The sequence below is a fragment of the Paraburkholderia nodosa genome, from assembly GCF_001718195.1.
Taxonomy (GTDB): Bacteria; Pseudomonadota; Gammaproteobacteria; order Burkholderiales; family Burkholderiaceae; genus Paraburkholderia; species Paraburkholderia nodosa_A.
The window spans coordinates 1-15,741 of sequence record NZ_MCNV01000045.1 but is presented as its reverse complement, the minus strand read 5'-3'; the positions used below and the strand labels follow the sequence as shown (position 1 = coordinate 15,741).

At 65.1% G+C, this 15,741-nt stretch carries 16 protein-coding genes; 3 read left to right on the top strand and 13 right to left on the bottom strand.

Going from position 1 to position 15,741, the window contains the following annotated elements; all coding sequences use genetic code 11:
- Positions 1 to 60: 60 nt before the first annotated feature.
- The 7 genes from BFD71_RS37120 to rpe form a co-directional block, all read right to left on the bottom strand.
- The gene (locus BFD71_RS37120) at positions 61 to 687 is read right to left on the bottom strand and encodes a CYTH domain-containing protein (protein WP_069269172.1); all 627 of its coding nucleotides are present in this window, start codon (positions 685 to 687) and stop codon (positions 61 to 63) included.
- Between the two features lie 12 nt (positions 688 to 699).
- Positions 700 to 1,485: an indole-3-glycerol phosphate synthase TrpC gene (gene trpC / locus BFD71_RS37115; protein WP_069269171.1), complete on the bottom strand. Its 786-nt coding sequence runs from the start codon at positions 1,483 to 1,485 to the stop codon at positions 700 to 702.
- 29 nt (positions 1,486 to 1,514) lie between these two features.
- A complete protein-coding gene (gene trpD / locus BFD71_RS37110) occupies positions 1,515 to 2,546 on the bottom strand; it encodes an anthranilate phosphoribosyltransferase (RefSeq protein ID WP_069269188.1) in 1,032 nt (343 codons plus the stop codon).
- A gap of 14 nt (positions 2,547 to 2,560) precedes the next feature.
- Entirely contained in the window at positions 2,561 to 3,136 is a 576-nt protein-coding gene (locus BFD71_RS37105) for an aminodeoxychorismate/anthranilate synthase component II (protein WP_069269170.1), read from the bottom strand.
- A 14-nt stretch (positions 3,137 to 3,150) separates the two neighbouring features.
- Positions 3,151 to 4,644, bottom strand: a complete 1,494-nt coding sequence (trpE, locus tag BFD71_RS37100) for an anthranilate synthase component I (protein ID WP_069269169.1) — start codon at positions 4,642 to 4,644, stop codon at positions 3,151 to 3,153.
- A 487-nt stretch (positions 4,645 to 5,131) separates the two neighbouring features.
- Positions 5,132 to 5,839: a phosphoglycolate phosphatase gene (locus BFD71_RS37095; protein ID WP_069269168.1), complete on the bottom strand. Its 708-nt coding sequence runs from the start codon at positions 5,837 to 5,839 to the stop codon at positions 5,132 to 5,134.
- Complete coding sequence (gene rpe / locus BFD71_RS37090) at positions 5,836 to 6,534, bottom strand: ribulose-phosphate 3-epimerase (protein ID WP_069269167.1); 699 nt, start codon at positions 6,532 to 6,534, stop codon at positions 5,836 to 5,838. The genes BFD71_RS37095 and rpe overlap by 4 nt, the downstream gene beginning before the upstream one ends.
- A gap of 218 nt (positions 6,535 to 6,752) precedes the next feature.
- Here rpe and apaG point away from each other — a divergent pair, with 218 nt between their 5' ends.
- Positions 6,753 to 7,127, top strand: a complete 375-nt coding sequence (apaG, locus tag BFD71_RS37085) for a Co2+/Mg2+ efflux protein ApaG (RefSeq protein WP_028208771.1) — start codon at positions 6,753 to 6,755, stop codon at positions 7,125 to 7,127.
- 24 nt (positions 7,128 to 7,151) lie between these two features.
- Here apaG and BFD71_RS42560 read toward each other — a convergent pair whose 3' ends face one another.
- Entirely contained in the window at positions 7,152 to 7,295 is a 144-nt protein-coding gene (locus tag BFD71_RS42560) for a hypothetical protein (RefSeq protein ID WP_233271586.1), read from the bottom strand.
- Between BFD71_RS42560 and mltA the strand changes: the two genes are divergently transcribed.
- Positions 7,261 to 8,541, top strand: coding sequence for a murein transglycosylase A (gene mltA, locus BFD71_RS37080; protein ID WP_256095087.1), 1,281 nt, complete (start codon positions 7,261 to 7,263; stop codon positions 8,539 to 8,541). The genes BFD71_RS42560 and mltA overlap by 35 nt on opposite strands.
- Before the next feature lie 85 nt (positions 8,542 to 8,626).
- Here mltA and paaK read toward each other — a convergent pair whose 3' ends face one another.
- The 5 genes from paaK to paaN all read right to left on the bottom strand — a co-directional run bounded on the left by paaK (position 8,627) and on the right by paaN (position 14,339).
- Positions 8,627 to 9,925, bottom strand: a complete 1,299-nt coding sequence (paaK, locus tag BFD71_RS37075; RefSeq protein ID WP_069269166.1) for a phenylacetate--CoA ligase PaaK — start codon at positions 9,923 to 9,925, stop codon at positions 8,627 to 8,629.
- Positions 9,926 to 9,990: 65 nt separating this feature from the next.
- Complete coding sequence (paaI, locus tag BFD71_RS37070; RefSeq protein ID WP_069269165.1) at positions 9,991 to 10,461, bottom strand: hydroxyphenylacetyl-CoA thioesterase PaaI; 471 nt, start codon at positions 10,459 to 10,461, stop codon at positions 9,991 to 9,993.
- Position 10,462: 1 nt separating this feature from the next.
- Entirely contained in the window at positions 10,463 to 11,254 is a 792-nt protein-coding gene (gene paaG / locus BFD71_RS37065) for a 2-(1,2-epoxy-1,2-dihydrophenyl)acetyl-CoA isomerase PaaG (RefSeq protein ID WP_069269164.1), read from the bottom strand.
- A gap of 78 nt (positions 11,255 to 11,332) precedes the next feature.
- Entirely contained in the window at positions 11,333 to 12,541 is a 1,209-nt protein-coding gene (gene pcaF, locus BFD71_RS37060) for a 3-oxoadipyl-CoA thiolase (RefSeq protein WP_069269163.1), read from the bottom strand.
- Positions 12,542 to 12,638: 97 nt separating this feature from the next.
- On the bottom strand, positions 12,639 to 14,339 hold the full coding sequence (gene paaN / locus BFD71_RS37055) for a phenylacetic acid degradation protein PaaN (RefSeq protein WP_069269162.1): 1,701 nt from the start codon (positions 14,337 to 14,339) through the stop codon (positions 12,639 to 12,641).
- Positions 14,340 to 14,477: 138 nt separating this feature from the next.
- Here paaN and BFD71_RS37050 point away from each other — a divergent pair, with 138 nt between their 5' ends.
- Positions 14,478 to 15,254: an enoyl-CoA hydratase gene (locus BFD71_RS37050; protein WP_069269161.1), complete on the top strand. Its 777-nt coding sequence runs from the start codon at positions 14,478 to 14,480 to the stop codon at positions 15,252 to 15,254.
- The last annotated feature ends 487 nt before the right edge of the window (positions 15,255 to 15,741 follow it).

Sequence of the window (15,741 nt, the reverse complement as noted above, 5' to 3'; positions counted from 1 at the left end):
CCGCTATCTACAGGTGATTGAGCGCGTTGTGCGGCGCGCTGAAGCCGCGCCGCACCGTTCTCAGCCTTCGCGCAGCTTGTACCCGCGTTGGGCCTTGCTGATGTCGTCCGGCGCAAGGCCTGGCAGCGCCCGCGCGAGTTCCGCCGCGAGCGTGTGCAATGCCGCTTCGTCGCCCGACTTCAGTTCGAGTTCGATTTCGCAGATCGGCGTGCGCCGCGTTTCGCCGTTCACGTCCGCGGTGACTTCGCCCTGATCGATGGCCGCTTCCACTTGCGCGCCGTCGACTTCGAGCGTCCACAGCGTGCGCTGGAAGTCGGTGCGAAAGAGCGGGGTCAGGTTCGCGGCGGCATCCGAGAGCGCCGTCGAAACGCCGGCTTCATCGCACTCGTGCAGCAACCGGTCGATTTCGAGCGCTTCGCCCGCCACCGGCATTTCCCACTCGTGCCGCGCGTGCAGCCCGTTTTGCGCCACACCCACGGTCTTGAACGTCTGCAGCCAGCCCTCGGGCGCGCGGCGCAGGCGCAGCGCGCTCTTTGCGCGCGCGAGCGCAAGCGCCGGCGTGTCGAAGTAGATGTTTTCGAGCCGGATGGCGCGACCTGGCTTGCCGGCGCGCGTCTCGAACAGACGCTGCGCCGCGTCCACCTGGCCGCGCGGCAGCGAGAGCTTGATTTCGCGTTCGATACCCATGGCGTTGCGCGATCAGAAGAACATGCGGGCGAGTTCCGCGCCCGGCTGTTCGGCGCGCATGAACGCCTCGCCCACGAGGAACGTGTGCACGGAAAGCGCGCGCATTTTCTCGACGTCCGCACGCGAGAGAATGCCCGACTCGGTCACGACGATGCGGTCTTCAGGCACGTCGTCGAGCATGCCGATGGTCGCATCCAGCGTGGTTTCGAACGTGCGCAGATTGCGATTGTTGATGCCGATGAGCGGTGTCTTCAGCGTGAGCGCGTGCGTGAGTTCTGCGCGGTCGTGCACTTCGACGAGCACCGCGAGACCGAGCGAATGCGCAAGCGCTTCGAGATCGCGCATTTCACCTGGCTGGAGCGCGGCGGCGATCAGCAGGATCGCGTCGGCGCCCATCGCGCGGGCTTCGACGACCTGATACGGATCGACGATGAAGTCCTTGCGCAGCACCGGCAGGTTGCACGCGGCGCGCGCGGCTTCGAGGTACGCGGCGCTGCCCTGGAAGAACTGTACGTCGGTCAGCACGGAAAGGCAGGCCGCGCCGCCCTCGGCGTACGAGCGCGCGATTTCGGCGGGCTGGAAGTTTTCGCGCAGCACGCCCTTCGACGGACTTGCCTTCTTCACTTCGGCGATCACGGCGGCCTGGCCGTTGTCGTGCTTCGCACGCAATGCGCCGACGAAATCGCGCAGGTCGCCCGTGCTTGCCTGCAGACGCAATTCTTCGAGCGGGGCGCTCTGCTCGGCGGCGCGCACTTCTTCGCGCTTGACCGAGATGATCTTTTCGAGGATGTCACTCATGATATTCGGAGGCAAAAAACGGTGCTGGATCAGCGTTTGAACTGTTGCGTGAAGCGTACCAGTTCGTCGACTTTGGCGCGCGCGCGGCCGCTGGCGAGCGTCTCGCGCGCAAGCGCGATGCCTTGCGCGATCGAGTCCACCACGTTCGCCGAATAGAGCGCCGTGCCCGCGTTCAGCGCGACGATTTCGCGCGCCGTTCCAGCCTCGTTCGAGAGCGCGCCGAGCAGCATCGCCTTCGATTCTTCGGCGTTCTCGACCTTGAGCGAACGGTTCGAAACCATCTGCATACCGAAGTCTTCGGGATGGATCTCGTACTCGCGAATCTGGCCGTCCTTGAGTTCGCCGACGAGCGTGGCCGCACCGAGCGAGACTTCGTCCATGCCGTCCTTGCCGTAGACGACGCATACGTGTTTTGCGCCAAGACGCTCCATCACGCGCACCTGAATGCCGACGAGGTCCGGATGAAACACGCCCATCAGCTGATTGGGCGCGCCGGCCGGATTCGTGAGCGGCCCGAGGATGTTGAAGATCGTGCGCACGCCCAACTCGCGGCGCACGGCGGCGATGTTCTTCATCGCCGGATGGTGGTTGGGCGCGAACATGAAGCCCATGCCCGTTTCGGCGATCGAGGCGGCCACCTGGTCCGGCTGCAGGTCGATGTTCACGCCGAGCGCTTCGAGCACGTCCGCGCTGCCCGACTTGCTGGAGACGCCCCGGTTGCCGTGCTTCGCGACCTTTGCGCCCGCTGCCGCGACCACGAACATCGAGGCCGTGGAGATATTGAAAGTATGCGAGCCATCGCCGCCGGTGCCGACGATGTCGATGAAGTTCGAGTTGTCCTTCACCTCGACGTGATTCGCGAACTCGCGCATGACCGTCGCGGCGGCCGTGATCTCGCCGATGGTTTCCTTCTTCACGCGCAGGCCGGTGAGGATGGCCGCCGATTGCACGGGCGAAAGCTCGCCGCGCATGATGAGGCGCATGAGGTGGAGCATCTCGTCGTGAAAAATCTCGCGATGCTCGATCGTGCGCTGGAGCGCTTCCTGCGGGGTAATCATGATTAGTCGCCTCCGGGTCAAGCGCTCTTGGTTTGCTTCAGGAAATTCTCGAAGAGGGCATGGCCGTGCTCCGAGAGGATCGATTCCGGATGAAACTGCACGCCTTCCACCGCAAGCTCGCGGTGACGCACGCCCATGATTTCGCCGTCGTCGGTCCAGGCCGACACTTCGAGGCAGTCGGGCAGCGACTCGCGTTCGATGGCGAGCGAGTGATAACGCGTGACGTTGAAGTGCTTCGGCAGGTCGGCGAACACGCCTTTGCAGTCGGTTTCGATCTGGCTCACCTTGCCGTGCATGATGGTCTTCGCGCGCACGACGCGCCCGCCGAACGCTTCGCCAATCGCCTGATGGCCGAGACACACACCGAGAATCGGCGTCTTGCCTGCGAATTCGCGCAGCACGTCGAGCGTGATGCCCGCGTGCTGCGGGTTGCTCGGCCCGGGCGAGAGGCAAATGCGCGCGGGGTTGAGCTTGGCGATTTCGTCGATGGTAATTTCGTCGTTGCGGTACGTGTGAACGTCTTCGCCGAGCTCGCCGAAGTACTGGACGATGTTGTAGGTAAACGAATCGTAGTTGTCGATCATGAGCAACATGGTCTTTTCTCCGCTCAGAAGTCGCTGTCGAGGCCGTCCTGCACCTGCTCGGCGGCGCGCAGCACGGCGCGCGCCTTGTTCTCGGTTTCCTGCCATTCGGACTCGGGCACCGAATCGGCAACCACGCCCGCGGCGGCCTGCACATACAGATTGCCGTTGTGGATGAGGCCGGTGCGGATCGCGATGGCCAGGTCCATCTCGCCGTTGAACGAGAGATAGCCGACCGCGCCGCCGTAGAGCCCGCGCTTCACCGGCTCCAGTTCGTCGATCAATTCCATCGCGCGAACCTTCGGCGCGCCCGAGAGCGTGCCGGCCGGGAACGTGGCGCGCAGGACGTCGAAATTGTTCATGCCGGGTTTGAGCTTGCCTTCCACCGAACTCACGATGTGCTGCACGTGCGAGTACTTCTCGATGATCATCTTGTCGGTGACGGCCACCGAACCGATCTCGGCGATGCGGCCCACGTCGTTGCGCGCGAGGTCGATCAGCATGACGTGCTCGGCGATTTCCTTCGGGTCGTTGAGCAGTTCGGTCGCGAGTTCGGCGTCGCGCTCGGGCGTGTTGCCGCGCGGCCGCGTGCCCGCGAGCGGGCGAATCGTCACGATGCGGTCCTCGCCGCGCTTTTCCTGGCGCACGAGAATTTCCGGCGACGCGCCCACCACGTGGAATTCGCCGAAGTTGTAGTAGTACATGTACGGCGACGGGTTGAGCGAGCGCAGCGCACGGTACAGCGACAGCGGATTGTCGCGATACGGCTTCGTGAGGCGCTGGCCCACTTGCACCTGCATCAGCTCGCCCGCGGCGATGTATTCCTTCGCCTTGCGCACGGCGGCGAGGTAATCGTCTTTCTTGAACTCGCGGAACGTTTCGGTACGCACGCTTGCCGAAGTCACCGGCGGCTGCACCGTGGTGCGCAGGCGCTGCTTGAGTTCGCGCAGGCGGTGCTTCGCCTTGGTGTAGGCCTCGGGCGTTTGCGGATCGGCATAGACGATGAGATAGAGCTTACCCGCGAGATTGTCGATGACCGCGACTTCTTCGGTCAGCAGCAGCTGGATGTCGGGCAGGCCGAGATCGTCGGTCGGGCAGGTATCGGCGAGCTTCTTCTCGATGTAGCGCACCGCGTCGTAGCCGAAGTAGCCCGCGAGACCGCCGCAGAAGCGCGGCAGACCCGGACGCTGCGCGACCTTGAAGCGCGCCTGGTAGTTCGCGATGAATTCGAGCGGATCTTCGTTATGCGTCTCGATCACCTGGCCGTCGCGCACGACCTCCGAAATGCCGTTGCGCGTGCGGATCAGCGAGCGCGCCGGCAGGCCGATGAACGAATAGCGCCCGAAGCGCTCGCCGCCCACCACGGACTCCAGCAGGAAAGAATTGGCGCCGCCGCGCTCGGGCTGCGCGAGCTTCAGGTACAGCGAGAGCGGCGTTTCGAGATCGGCGAGCGCTTCGGCGATCAGCGGGATGCGGTTGTAGCCCTCGTTGGCGAGGGACTGAAATTCGAGTTCGGTCATGTTCCGATCCTGTTCGTGCTGCCGGTCGCGGCGGGTGCGGGCCCAGTGCGGCTCAAAACGGGGCGCGCGGTGAGCGCGAGGCGTTTGTTTTAGAGTGCTTGATGGCCGCTGGCGCTCACTCGTGCGGCCCAGGATCGCGCTGATGAGGCAGCGCTTGCCGGGCCGGCGTGCGGTACATCGACGGAAGGTAGGGCGTAGCCGCTCGCGCCCGGCGCAACTCGCCGCGAACGGCGAAACGACACGCAAGGACCACGAAAGCCAACGGCCAGACCAGCCGACGGGTTACCGCAACAGTTTAGAGTCGAGACACGCGCGAGTGCGCAGCGAAGTAAAAAACGGTGCTGAAGAAGGACGAATACCCAACTTCAGCGAACCTCGGATGAGGTTAGCGCGACCAGCGACGCCAGGGCCAGGCTCCCCGGTCGATCGTGCTCAGACTCCGTTTTTTATTCAGAAACATGAGGATAGTTGACGTTCAGTCGAGAACTTAAGTCAGGTCATTGTGCGCTGCGACCGCCTTGGCGGCGTCGAGCAGCGAGGCAACTATACCATCCGATTCAATTTTTTGTACAGGTTGGCCGTGGTTGTAGCCGTAGGGCACCGTGAGCGTGGCCATGCCGGCCGCGCGGCCCGCAATCGCATCGTTCTCCGAATCGCCGATCGCCACCGCCGCCGCGGGCTTGACGCCCAGGCGCTCGCAGGCGGTGAGCATCGGCAGCGGGTCGGGCTTCTTCTTCGCGAGGCTGTCGCCGCCGAGCACCACGTCGAAGTACTGCGCGAGGCCGTATTGCTGCAACAGCTCGACGGCGAAGCGGTGTGGCTTGTTGGTCACGCACGCGAGCTTGATGCCCTGGTCGCGCAGCGCCGCGAGGCCTGCTTCGACGTCCGGGTACAGATGCGTGTGGCGGCCGTTGATCTTCGCGTACTCGTCCTGGTAGAGCGCGAGCGCTTCGTCGAAGCGCGCCTCGACGTTATCCGCGGCAAAGCGCGGCGCGAGCACGCTGCGGATCAGGTGCTCCGAGCCCTTGCCCACGTAGCCCATCACTTCCTCGCGCGTGGTTTCATCGGCGTCGAGCTGCGCGAGCATGCCGTTCAGGCCGGCGGCGAAGTCGTCGGCGGTGTCGACCATCGTGCCGTCCAGGTCGATCAGCGCCGCTTCGATGCGCGGCGCGGTGAACTTGACGGGCGCGTTCATTTTGCGTTTGCAGCGCTTGCTGCGCTCGCGAGTTGCGCGCGCATCTCGTCGATCACGGTCTGGTAGTCCGGCTTGCCGAAGATCGCCGAGCCTGCCACGAAGGTGTCCGCGCCTGCCGCCGCGATTTCGGCGATGTTGTCGACCTTCACGCCGCCGTCCACTTCGAGGTGGATTTCGCGGCCCGTGCGGGCCGTGTAGGCGTCGATCTTCGCGCGCGCCTCGCGCAGCTTGTTGAGCGCCTCCGGAATGAACGACTGACCGCCGAAGCCGGGATTCACCGACATGATGAGCACGAGGTCGAGCTTGTCCATCACGTGGTCGAGGTAGTTCAGCGGCGTGGCCGGGTTGAACACGAGGCCCGCCTTGCAGCCGTGGTCGCGGATCAGCGAGAGCGTGCGGTCGATATGGTCCGAGCCTTCCGGGTGGAAGCTGATGAGGTTCGCGCCGGCCTTGGCGAAGTCGGGCACGATGCGGTCGACCGGGCGCACCATCAGGTGCACGTCGATGGGCACGCTCACGTGCGGGCGGATCGCCTCGCACACCAGCGGACCGATGGTGAGGTTCGGCACGTAATGGTTATCCATCACGTCGAAGTGGATCCAGTCGGCGCCGGCAGCGACGACGTTGCGGACCTCTTCGCCAAGACGCGCGAAGTCGGCGGAGAGAATGCTGGGGGCGATGCGGAATTGCGTCATGGCGGCAATCGGAAAACTGTCGGAAAAACCGTATTTTACCGTCAGTGGCAGAGCGTTTCCCGGCGGCCGCCGCGGGCGGCGCCGGGTTGCGGGTGCCCGTTGCATCAAGCAGAATGCCAAACCATGTGCCGCGCCTCGCGGCGCGCCCGCGAGCGCCTTGCCGCGCGGGCGTCTCAGTCAACGGACTCAGCAGCCGCGCCAAAGCGAATGGAACAACGATGAGCCAGTACGAATTCAGCGTGACGTCGCAGGTGCGCTACCTGCCCGAAGAATCGGACCCGGAGCGCCGGCAATATGCCTTCGCGTACACGCTGACCATTCGCAATACCGGTCAGGTAAGCGCCCAGCTGATCGCGCGCCACTGGGTGATCACCGACAGCGAAAATCACGTGCAGGAAGTGAAGGGGCTGGGCGTGGTCGGCCATCAACCGCTTCTGAAGCCGGGCGAGCAGTTCGAGTACACGAGCTGGGCCGTGATCGCTACCCCGGTGGGCACCATGCGCGGGGAGTACTTCTGTGTGGCCGAGGACGCCGAGCGCTTCGAGGCGCCCGTGCCCGAGTTCGTGCTGCGCATGCCGCGCACGTTGCATTGAACCGCCGCGAGAAATCGGGGTCTGCTAGTTCTGACGCCGATCGTCGCGCGAGGCTTGCTTCTTCCTGCCCGACGCGGTCCACACAACGATGAAAATCAGCAGGAACAGCGCAAGGAGCGCTTCCAGACCAAACATGAGCATCGGGTATTCGTCGAGCAGTTCTGACATGGCGGCATCCATCGAGAGCCAGTATTGTAGGCGTGATTTTGACGTCGATTCCGGTCTCGATGTCCCGGTGATGCCGGGATTCACACAGGTGCGATATTGCGTGGGGTCGGCGCTTCGGCGTGGGGGGAGCCGCCTGGGTCTGCGGTTAGGCGGCTGGTTGGGCGCGGCTTCGCTCGCGGCTTTGCTTGCCGCATGCGGCGGCCCGAGCTACGTGCACAACGTGCCGCCCAAAGGCACGCCCACGCTGCCCTCGCAGCTCGCCGCGCAACGTCTCACGCCGGTCGCCTGGCAGCAGGTGCCGGGCTGGCAGGACGACTCGCTGATCGGCGTGACCGCGGCGCTGCGCGCGAACTGCACGCGTCTTGCGCGCGATCCTCGCTGGCAGCGCGCGTGCACTGCGGCCTCGCAGCTCGATGACCTGGACGCCTCGAGCGCACGTGCATTCTTCGAAACGTATTTCACGCCCTATCAGTTCGCCAACAACGACGGCACGCTCGACGGCCTCGTGACCGGCTACTACGAGCCGCTGCTGCACGGTTCGCGCACGCGTCACGGCATCTACCAGACCGCGCTGTATCGCTGGCCGTCCGGCTATCGTCCGGGCGCCGCGATGCCGCCGCGCGCGCAGCTCGAACGTTCTGGCGCGCTGGGCGGCAACGAACTCGTGTGGGTGGACGATCCGATCGAAGCGTTCTTCCTGCAGGTGCAGGGCTCCGGGCGCGTCGTGATGGAAGACGGCAGCGTGATGCGCGTGGGCTTCGGCGGCACCAACAACCAGCCGTACAAGTCGATCGGGCGCTGGCTGCTCGACCACGGTGAACTCACGCCCGCGCAGGCGACCATGCAGGGCATCAAGGCATGGGCACGCGCGAACCCGACGCGCGTGGACGCGCTTCTCGACACCAATCCGCGCTTCGTGTTCTTCCGCGAGATGGGCGGCTCCGAGGGCGACGCGCAGGGCGGAGCCGACGGTCCGATCGGTGCGCTCGGCGTGCCGCTCACGCCGGAACGCTCGATCGCCGTCGATCCGTCGTCGATTCCGCTTGGCACGCCGGTGTTTCTCCAGACTACGCGCCCGCTCACGAATACGCCGCTCAACCGGCTCGTGTTCGCGCAAGACACGGGCACGGCAATCAAGGGCGGCGTGCGCGCCGACTACTTCTGGGGCTTGGGCGACGACGCCGGCGATCTGGCCGGCAAGATGAAGCAGGGCGGCCGCATGTGGCTGCTGTTCCCGAACTCGTGATCGCGGTGGCGCTTGCGCCGCACTCGTGAAGCGAAAAAGCCGGCGAGCGCCGGCTTTTTCTTTTACTGCGCGTTGCGGGCCGCGGTTACTTCGGCCGCTTGTCGATGACTCGCCGGGCTTTGCCAACCGAGCGCTCGATGCCGTTCACTTCCAGCACGTTCACCTTGCACGTCACGCCGATCAGCGCCTTGATGTCGTAAGCGAGTGCCTTGCTGGCCGCGTCGAGCGCACCGTAGTCGGGCGCGGTTTCCGGGCACGGTTCGCAGTTGAGCGACATCACGTCCATCGGACCTTCCTTCGTCAGGACGATCTGATAGTGCGGTGCGAGAGCCGGCTGCTTGAGCAGCAGTTCCTCGATCTGCGTGGGGAACACGTTCACGCCGCGGATGATCAACATGTCGTCCGAACGGCCCGTGATCTTTTCCATGCGGCGCATGGTGCGCGCCGTACCGGGCAACAGACGCGTGAGGTCGCGCGTGCGGTAACGGACGATGGGCAGCGCTTCCTTCGTGAGCGAGGTGAAGACGAGCTCGCCCAATTCGCCGTCGGGCAGCACTTCGCCGGTTTCCGGGTCGATGATCTCGGGGTAGAAGTGATCTTCCCAGATCGTCGGGCCGTCTTTCGTCTCCGCGCATTCCGAGGCGACGCCCGGGCCCATCACTTCCGAAAGACCGTAGATGTCGACGGCCGTGATGCCCATGCGCTGCTCGATTGCCCGGCGCATGTCGTTGGTCCACGGCTCCGCGCCGAAGATGCCGATGCGCAGCGAACAGGTGGCCGGATCGATGCCCTGGCGCTCCATTTCGTCGGCGATCGCGAGCATGTAGCTCGGCGTGACCATGATGATGTCGGGACGGAAGTCCTGGATCAACTGGACCTGCTTCTCGGTCTGGCCCCCGCCGAACGGAATGACGGTGAGGCCCGCACGTTCCGCGCCGTAGTGCGCGCCAAGGCCGCCCGTAAAGAGTCCGTAGCCGTAGCTGATGTGCACCTTGTCGCCGCGCCTGGCGCCCGCTGCGCGCACCGAACGCGCGACGACGTTCGCCCACGTGTCGATGTCGCGCGCCGTGTAGGCCACCACGGTCGGCTTGCCGGTCGTGCCCGACGACGCATGGATGCGCGAAATCTGGTCTTGCGGCACTGCGAACATGCCGAAGGGATAGTTGTCGCGCAGATCCTTCTTCGTGGTGAACGGGAAGCGCGCGAGATCGGCGAGCGACTGCACCTGGGACGGATGTACGCCGGCTTCGTCGAATTTGCGGCGATAGACCGGCGAATTCTCGTAAGCGTGGTTCAGCGACCATTTCAGGCGCTCGAGCTGCAGCGCAGCAAGCTCGTCGCGGCTCGCCTTTTCGATGGGTTCGAGCGGCAGCGTGGTACTCATGGGTGTCTCCTGGATCTAAGAACTTTACTCGTGACGCGTAGGGAATCGAGAAGGGGAAACCCGCTTCACGTTGCGACGGGAATGACATTGCCGCGAATCTGCGCGGACTTGCCTCGGAAGAGCGCGACGGTTTCGCCTGCCCGATTCGTCACGCGGATGTCGTAGACCCCGTTGCGTCCCGATAGCACCTGTTCGACGGCTTCGGCGGTCAACACCTCGTCGCGCAGCACCGGACGCAGGAACTCGATCGAGCAGCCGGCCGCGACGGTGTTGATGTTGTACGAATTGCACGCGAAGGCGAACGCCGAATCCGCGAGCGAGAAAATCATCCCGCCGTGGCAGGTCTGATGGCCGTTGAGAAACTCGGGCCGCACGGCCATGGACAGGCGCGCGTAACCGGCGCGCACTTCGAGGAGTTCCATGCCGAGCGCGCGCGTGCAGCCGTCGGCTTCGTACATCGCCTGCGCGGCGGCGCGAGCGAGTTCGTCGGGCGACAGGCCGTCGTCGTCAGGCAGTTGCGAGGCTTGCGTGGACATCTCAGCGGCCCTCGAAGTGCGGTGCGCGTTTTTCGATGAAGGCTTGCACGCCTTCTGCGTAGTCATGCGACGCGCCCAGCTCGCGCTGCAGGTCGCGTTCGAGATCCAGTTGCCGGTCGAGCGTGTTCGTGGCCGATGCGCGCAGCGCTTCGCGCGTGGCGACGATGGCGCGCGTCGGTTGCTGCGCGAGACGTGCGGCGAGCGCGCCGGCCGTTTGCGCAAGTTCTGCGTCGTCGGTCACTTGCCAGACGACGCCCCAGCTTTCCGCCTTTTCCGCGCTGAGTTTTTCGCCGGTCATGGCGAGTCCGAGCGCGCGCGCCAAGCCCACGCGTTTGGGCAGGAACCACGTGCCGCCGGAATCGGGCACGAGGCCGATCTTCACGAACGCCTGGATGAAGCTTGCGGAACGCGCTGCAAGCACGAGGTCGCAGGCGAGGGCGAGATTGGCGCCGGCGCCTGCCGCGGTGCCGTTGACGGCGGCGATCACGGGCATCGGCAGCGCCTGCAGGCGCTTGATCAGCGGATTGAAATGCTCATCGATGAGGTCGCCGAGATCGGTCATCGCACCCGGCGTGAAATCGAGATCGGCGAGATCCTGGCCCGCGCAGAAGCCGCGGCCCGCGCCCGTCAGCACAAGGGCGCGCGCGCCGGCCGCGGCGACCTCGTCGAGCGCTGCGACAAGCTCGCGGTGCATGGCGCGCGTAAAGCTGTTGAGCTTGTCCGGGCGGTTCAGCGTGATCGTGGCCACGCGGGTGGATGCGTCGATTTCGACGCGGATCGCATCGTAGGGCATCGGTTGTCTCCTGGTCCCATGCAAAGCTGTCTGAGACCGCCGAATGCATCGCCCGGCGGCCGGTCGATACTGCGCCCGTTATGGCTCGATGCGTTCGATCGCGAGGGCGATGCCCTGGCCGACGCCGATGCACATCGTACAAAGTGCGAAGCGTCCGTTCGTGCGCTCCAGCTGATGGAGCGCCGTCGTCACGAGACGTGCGCCCGAAGCGCCGAGCGGGTGGCCCAGTGCAATCGCGCCGCCATTCGGGTTCACGCGCGGATCGTCGTCGGCAATGCCGAGTGCGCGCAGCACGGCGAGGCCTTGCGAGGCGAACGCCTCATTGAGTTCGATCACGTCGAACTGATCCAGCGTCATGCCGAGCTGCTTGAGCAGTTTTTGCGTAGCGGGCGCCGGGCCGATGCCCATGATGCGCGGCGCGACGCCGGCGGTCGCCATGCCGAGCACGCGCGCGCGGCGACGCAGGCCATACTGCTTGGCGGCCGCCTCGTTGGCGAGCAGCAGGGCGCAGGCGCCGTCGTTGACGCCCGAGGCGTTGCCCGCCGTGACCGTGCCGTCCGGCTTCACGACGCCCTTGAGCTTGCCGAGCGATTCGAGCGAAGTTTCGCGCGGGTGCTCGTCGAGCGTTACACGCACGGGGTCGCCCTTCTTTTGCGCGATCTCGACCGCGACGATTTCCTGCGCGAGCGTGCCGTCCTTCTGCGCGCGGGCCGCTTTCTGCTGGCTGCGCAACGCGAACGCGTCCTGATCGGCGCGATTGATGCCGAATTCTTCCGCGACGTTTTCCGCCGTCTCCGGCATCGAATCGACACCATACTGCTGCTTCATCAGCTTGTTGACGAAACGCCAGCCGATGGTCGTGTCGTAGATGGCCGCTTCACGCGAAAACGCCGAAGCCGCCTTGCCCATGACGAACGGCGCGCGCGTCATGCTTTCCACGCCGCCCGCGATCATAAGGCGCGCTTCGCCCGCCTTGATCGCGCGCGCCGCGCTGCCGACAGCGTCGAGGCCCGAGCCGCACAGGCGGTTGAGCGTGCCGCCCGGCGCGTCGGTCGGCAGGCCAGCGAGCAGCGCGGCCATGCGCGCGACGTTGCGGTTGTCTTCGCCGGCCTGGTTGGCGCAGCCGTAGAGCACGTCGTCGAGCGCGCTCCAGTCCACGCCGGGATTGCGCTCGACGAGGGCGCGGATCGGCACCGCGGCGAGGTCGTCCGCGCGGACGTCCTTGAGGGCGCCGCCGTAGCGGCCGAACGGGGTGCGAATCGCGTCGCAGATATAGGCTTCGGTCATCTCGGGTTCCTGGGGCGCGAGCGCAGAAGTGCGCTCACGCCTTGCATGCTAGAGGGATGGGCAATCGGGCGCCATTCGGCTGAACGTCGTGGGCCGATCAGCTGGCAACGGCGGGGGCCGCTTTCGGTTCGACGTGAACGCGGCTCTGAACCACGCGGAAGCGGTTCGCCACGAAGGCGGCGTCGGCGAGCGCGGCGTTCGCCGCGGGGTTCGCGCCGGTGCCGTGGAAGTCCGAGAATGCAGCCGACTGGTTCACGAACACGCCGCCCGTGAGGTTGATCGAGAGCGCCACGCCGCCGGTGATGGCGGCTTCATGTGCGGCTTCGATCACGGCGTCGTCCGTGCTGTAGACGGAAAGCGTGAGCGCGCCGTGGTCGCGCGCGGTCTCGCCGGCCAGCTTGAGCGACTGTGCAGTCGAATCCGTGGCGATCACGAACGAGATCGGGCCGAACCATTCGCGCGTGAACTGGGCGGCGTCGCGCGCTGCGTCGAGCGAGAGCACGAGCGGCGTGCGCACGCGTGCGCCGGCGAACTGCGGGTGTTCGAGCGTCTGGCTGTCGGCGAGCACGGTACCGAGCTTGCGGGCTTCGTCGATGCGAGCCGTCACGCCTTCGTTCTGGATCGCGCCGAGCACTTCGACGGCGGGCACCGGATCGGCGACGAACTTCTGCACGGCGCCGGCAATCGCCTGGGCGACGGCCTCGAAGCTCAGCTGGCCTTCAGCGGTGCGGATGCCGTCGCGCGGCACATAGATGTTCTGCGGCGCCGTGCACATCTGGCCCGAGTAAAGCGAGAGCGAGAACGCGATGTTGCGGGCGACGGCCTTCAGGTCGTCCGCGGAGTCGATCACGATCTGGTTCACGCCGGCCTTTTCCGTGTAGACCTGCGCCTGATGCGCATTGCGCTCGAGCCAGTGGCCGTTTTGCGTGCTGCCCGTGAAGTCGATCAGCTTGATCTCGGGGCGCAGTGCGAGCTGCTGCACGAGTGCGCCGTCGTTGGGGTCGGTGGCGAGCAGCGTCACGACGTTCGGATCGAAGCCGGCTTCGCGCAGCACCTCACGCGCAATGCGCACGGTGATCGCGAGCGGCAGGATCGCGCCCGGGTGCGGCTTGACGATGACCGTGTTGCCCGTCGCCAGATCGGCGAAGAGGCCGGGGTAGCCGTTCCAGGTCGGGAACGTGCAGCAGCCGAGCACGAGGCCGGTGCCGCGCGGCACGATCGTGAAGCGCTTTTGCATCGCGAGGGGCGGGTTCTTGCCCTGCGGCTTTTCCCAGTGCGCGTCGGCGGGAATGCGGCGCAGCTGGTCGTAGGCGTAGGCGACGGCTTCGAGCGCGCGATCCTGAGCGTGCGGGCCGCCGGCCTGGAAGGCCATCATGAATGCCTGGCCGGTCGTGTGCATCACGCTGAAGGCGATCTCGAAGCTCGCGCGGTTCAGGCGCTCGAGGATTTCGAGGCTCACGCCCGCCCATGCCTGCGGGCCGGCTGCGCGCCAGTCGCGCTGGGCTTGCTGCGCGGCTTCGATCAACTGGTCGGGCGTCGACTTCGGATAGCGCGCGCCGAGCGCGAAGCCGAACGGCGAGGCCTCGCTGCCGACGGTTTCGCCCGTCGACGGCTGGTCGAGTTCGAAGGCGCGATTCAGGTGGGCCTTGAACGCGCCTTCGCCATCTGCGCTGGCGGTTTCCCCGTACACTTTGGGGCTGGGCATTTCGGCGAACGGGCTCCAGTAGCCGCGGGTCTCGATGGCGGCAAGCGCTTTTTGAAGCGCGCCCTCATGCTTGGCAAACAGCGAATGTGTCATGGCTCAACGTTGATTGAGAGGTTGGACAGGGCCCGCGCCAATTAATTGACCGACCGGTTGGTTGGCCAATGTTAGCATTAGTCAAAGTTCGGCGTAAAAAATTTTTTCGGGGACTTTCTTTTGATGGAAGGAGGAGTTATGGGGTACGAAAACATCCTGGTCGAGACGCGTGGCAAGGTCGGATTGATCACGCTGAACCGGCCAAAAGCGCTCAACGCGCTAAACGATGCGCTCATGGACGAACTGGGCGCGGCACTCAAGGCGTTCGACGCCGATGAGGGCGTTGGCGCGATCGTCATCACGGGTAGCGAAAAGGCGTTCGCCGCGGGCGCCGACATCGGGATGATGGCGAGCTACACCTTCATGGATGTGTACAAAGGCGACTACATCACGCGCAACTGGGAAACGATCCGCTCGATTCGCAAGCCGATCATCGCGGCGGTCGCGGGCTTCGCGCTCGGCGGTGGCTGCGAACTAGCCATGATGTGCGACATGATCTTCGCGGCCGATACGGCGAAGTTCGGCCAGCCGGAGATCAAGCTGGGCGTGATTCCGGGGGCGGGCGGTACGCAGCGTCTGCCGCGCGCGGTGTCGAAAGCGAAGGCGATGGACCTGTGCCTGACCGCCCGGATGATGGGTGCGGAGGAGGCGGAGCGCGCCGGTCTCGTATCGCGCGTGATTCCGGCTGCGGAATTGCTGAACGAAACGCTGGCGGCGGCTACGACCATCTGCGAATTCTCGTTGCCCGCCGTGATGATGGCGAAGGAGTCGGTGAATCGCGCCTACGAGACGACGCTTGCTGAAGGCGTGCACTTCGAGCGCCGTCTATTCCATTCGCTCTTCGCTTCGGAAGACCAAAAGGAAGGGATGGCTGCGTTCGTCGAGAAGCGCAAGCCCGTGTTCAAGAACAAGTAAATGCCCGGGAGATTCGATCGCCGCGAGCGGCGATCGAAATTATTTTCGCCACCCCCTTGCACAGTGCCGGCGGGGGCGATAAGATTCGCCCCCTTCGCAGTTCGATGTCTCCGACGTCAGGGCAGCGAAGGCCGCCGCGGAAACCGGCGGACGCAGGAGTCAGCAAGCTTTTTCAAGCGGTGAGCGAAAAAAAGGGGTTGACGAAGCGGAAAAGATTCTTCATAATCTCGTTTCTCTGCTGCTGACGCAGCAACGCAGAAAGAAGCCGGTAGTTGAGCAGTTTTAACGGCGCTTTCGCGATCGATCTTTAAAAATTTACAGCCGATAAGTGTGGGCGCTTGATGCGGTGGCGACCCGGCCTCGTTCTTCGGAATGAAGCCGGGAGCAGCAAAAGTATCAAGAGTCTCACACTAAAGTAAGTCAGGTTTTTGAATTTATTCAGAACCTGTCAGCTTTGAGTGAGCGACCGGTCTCGAGAGAGACCGAA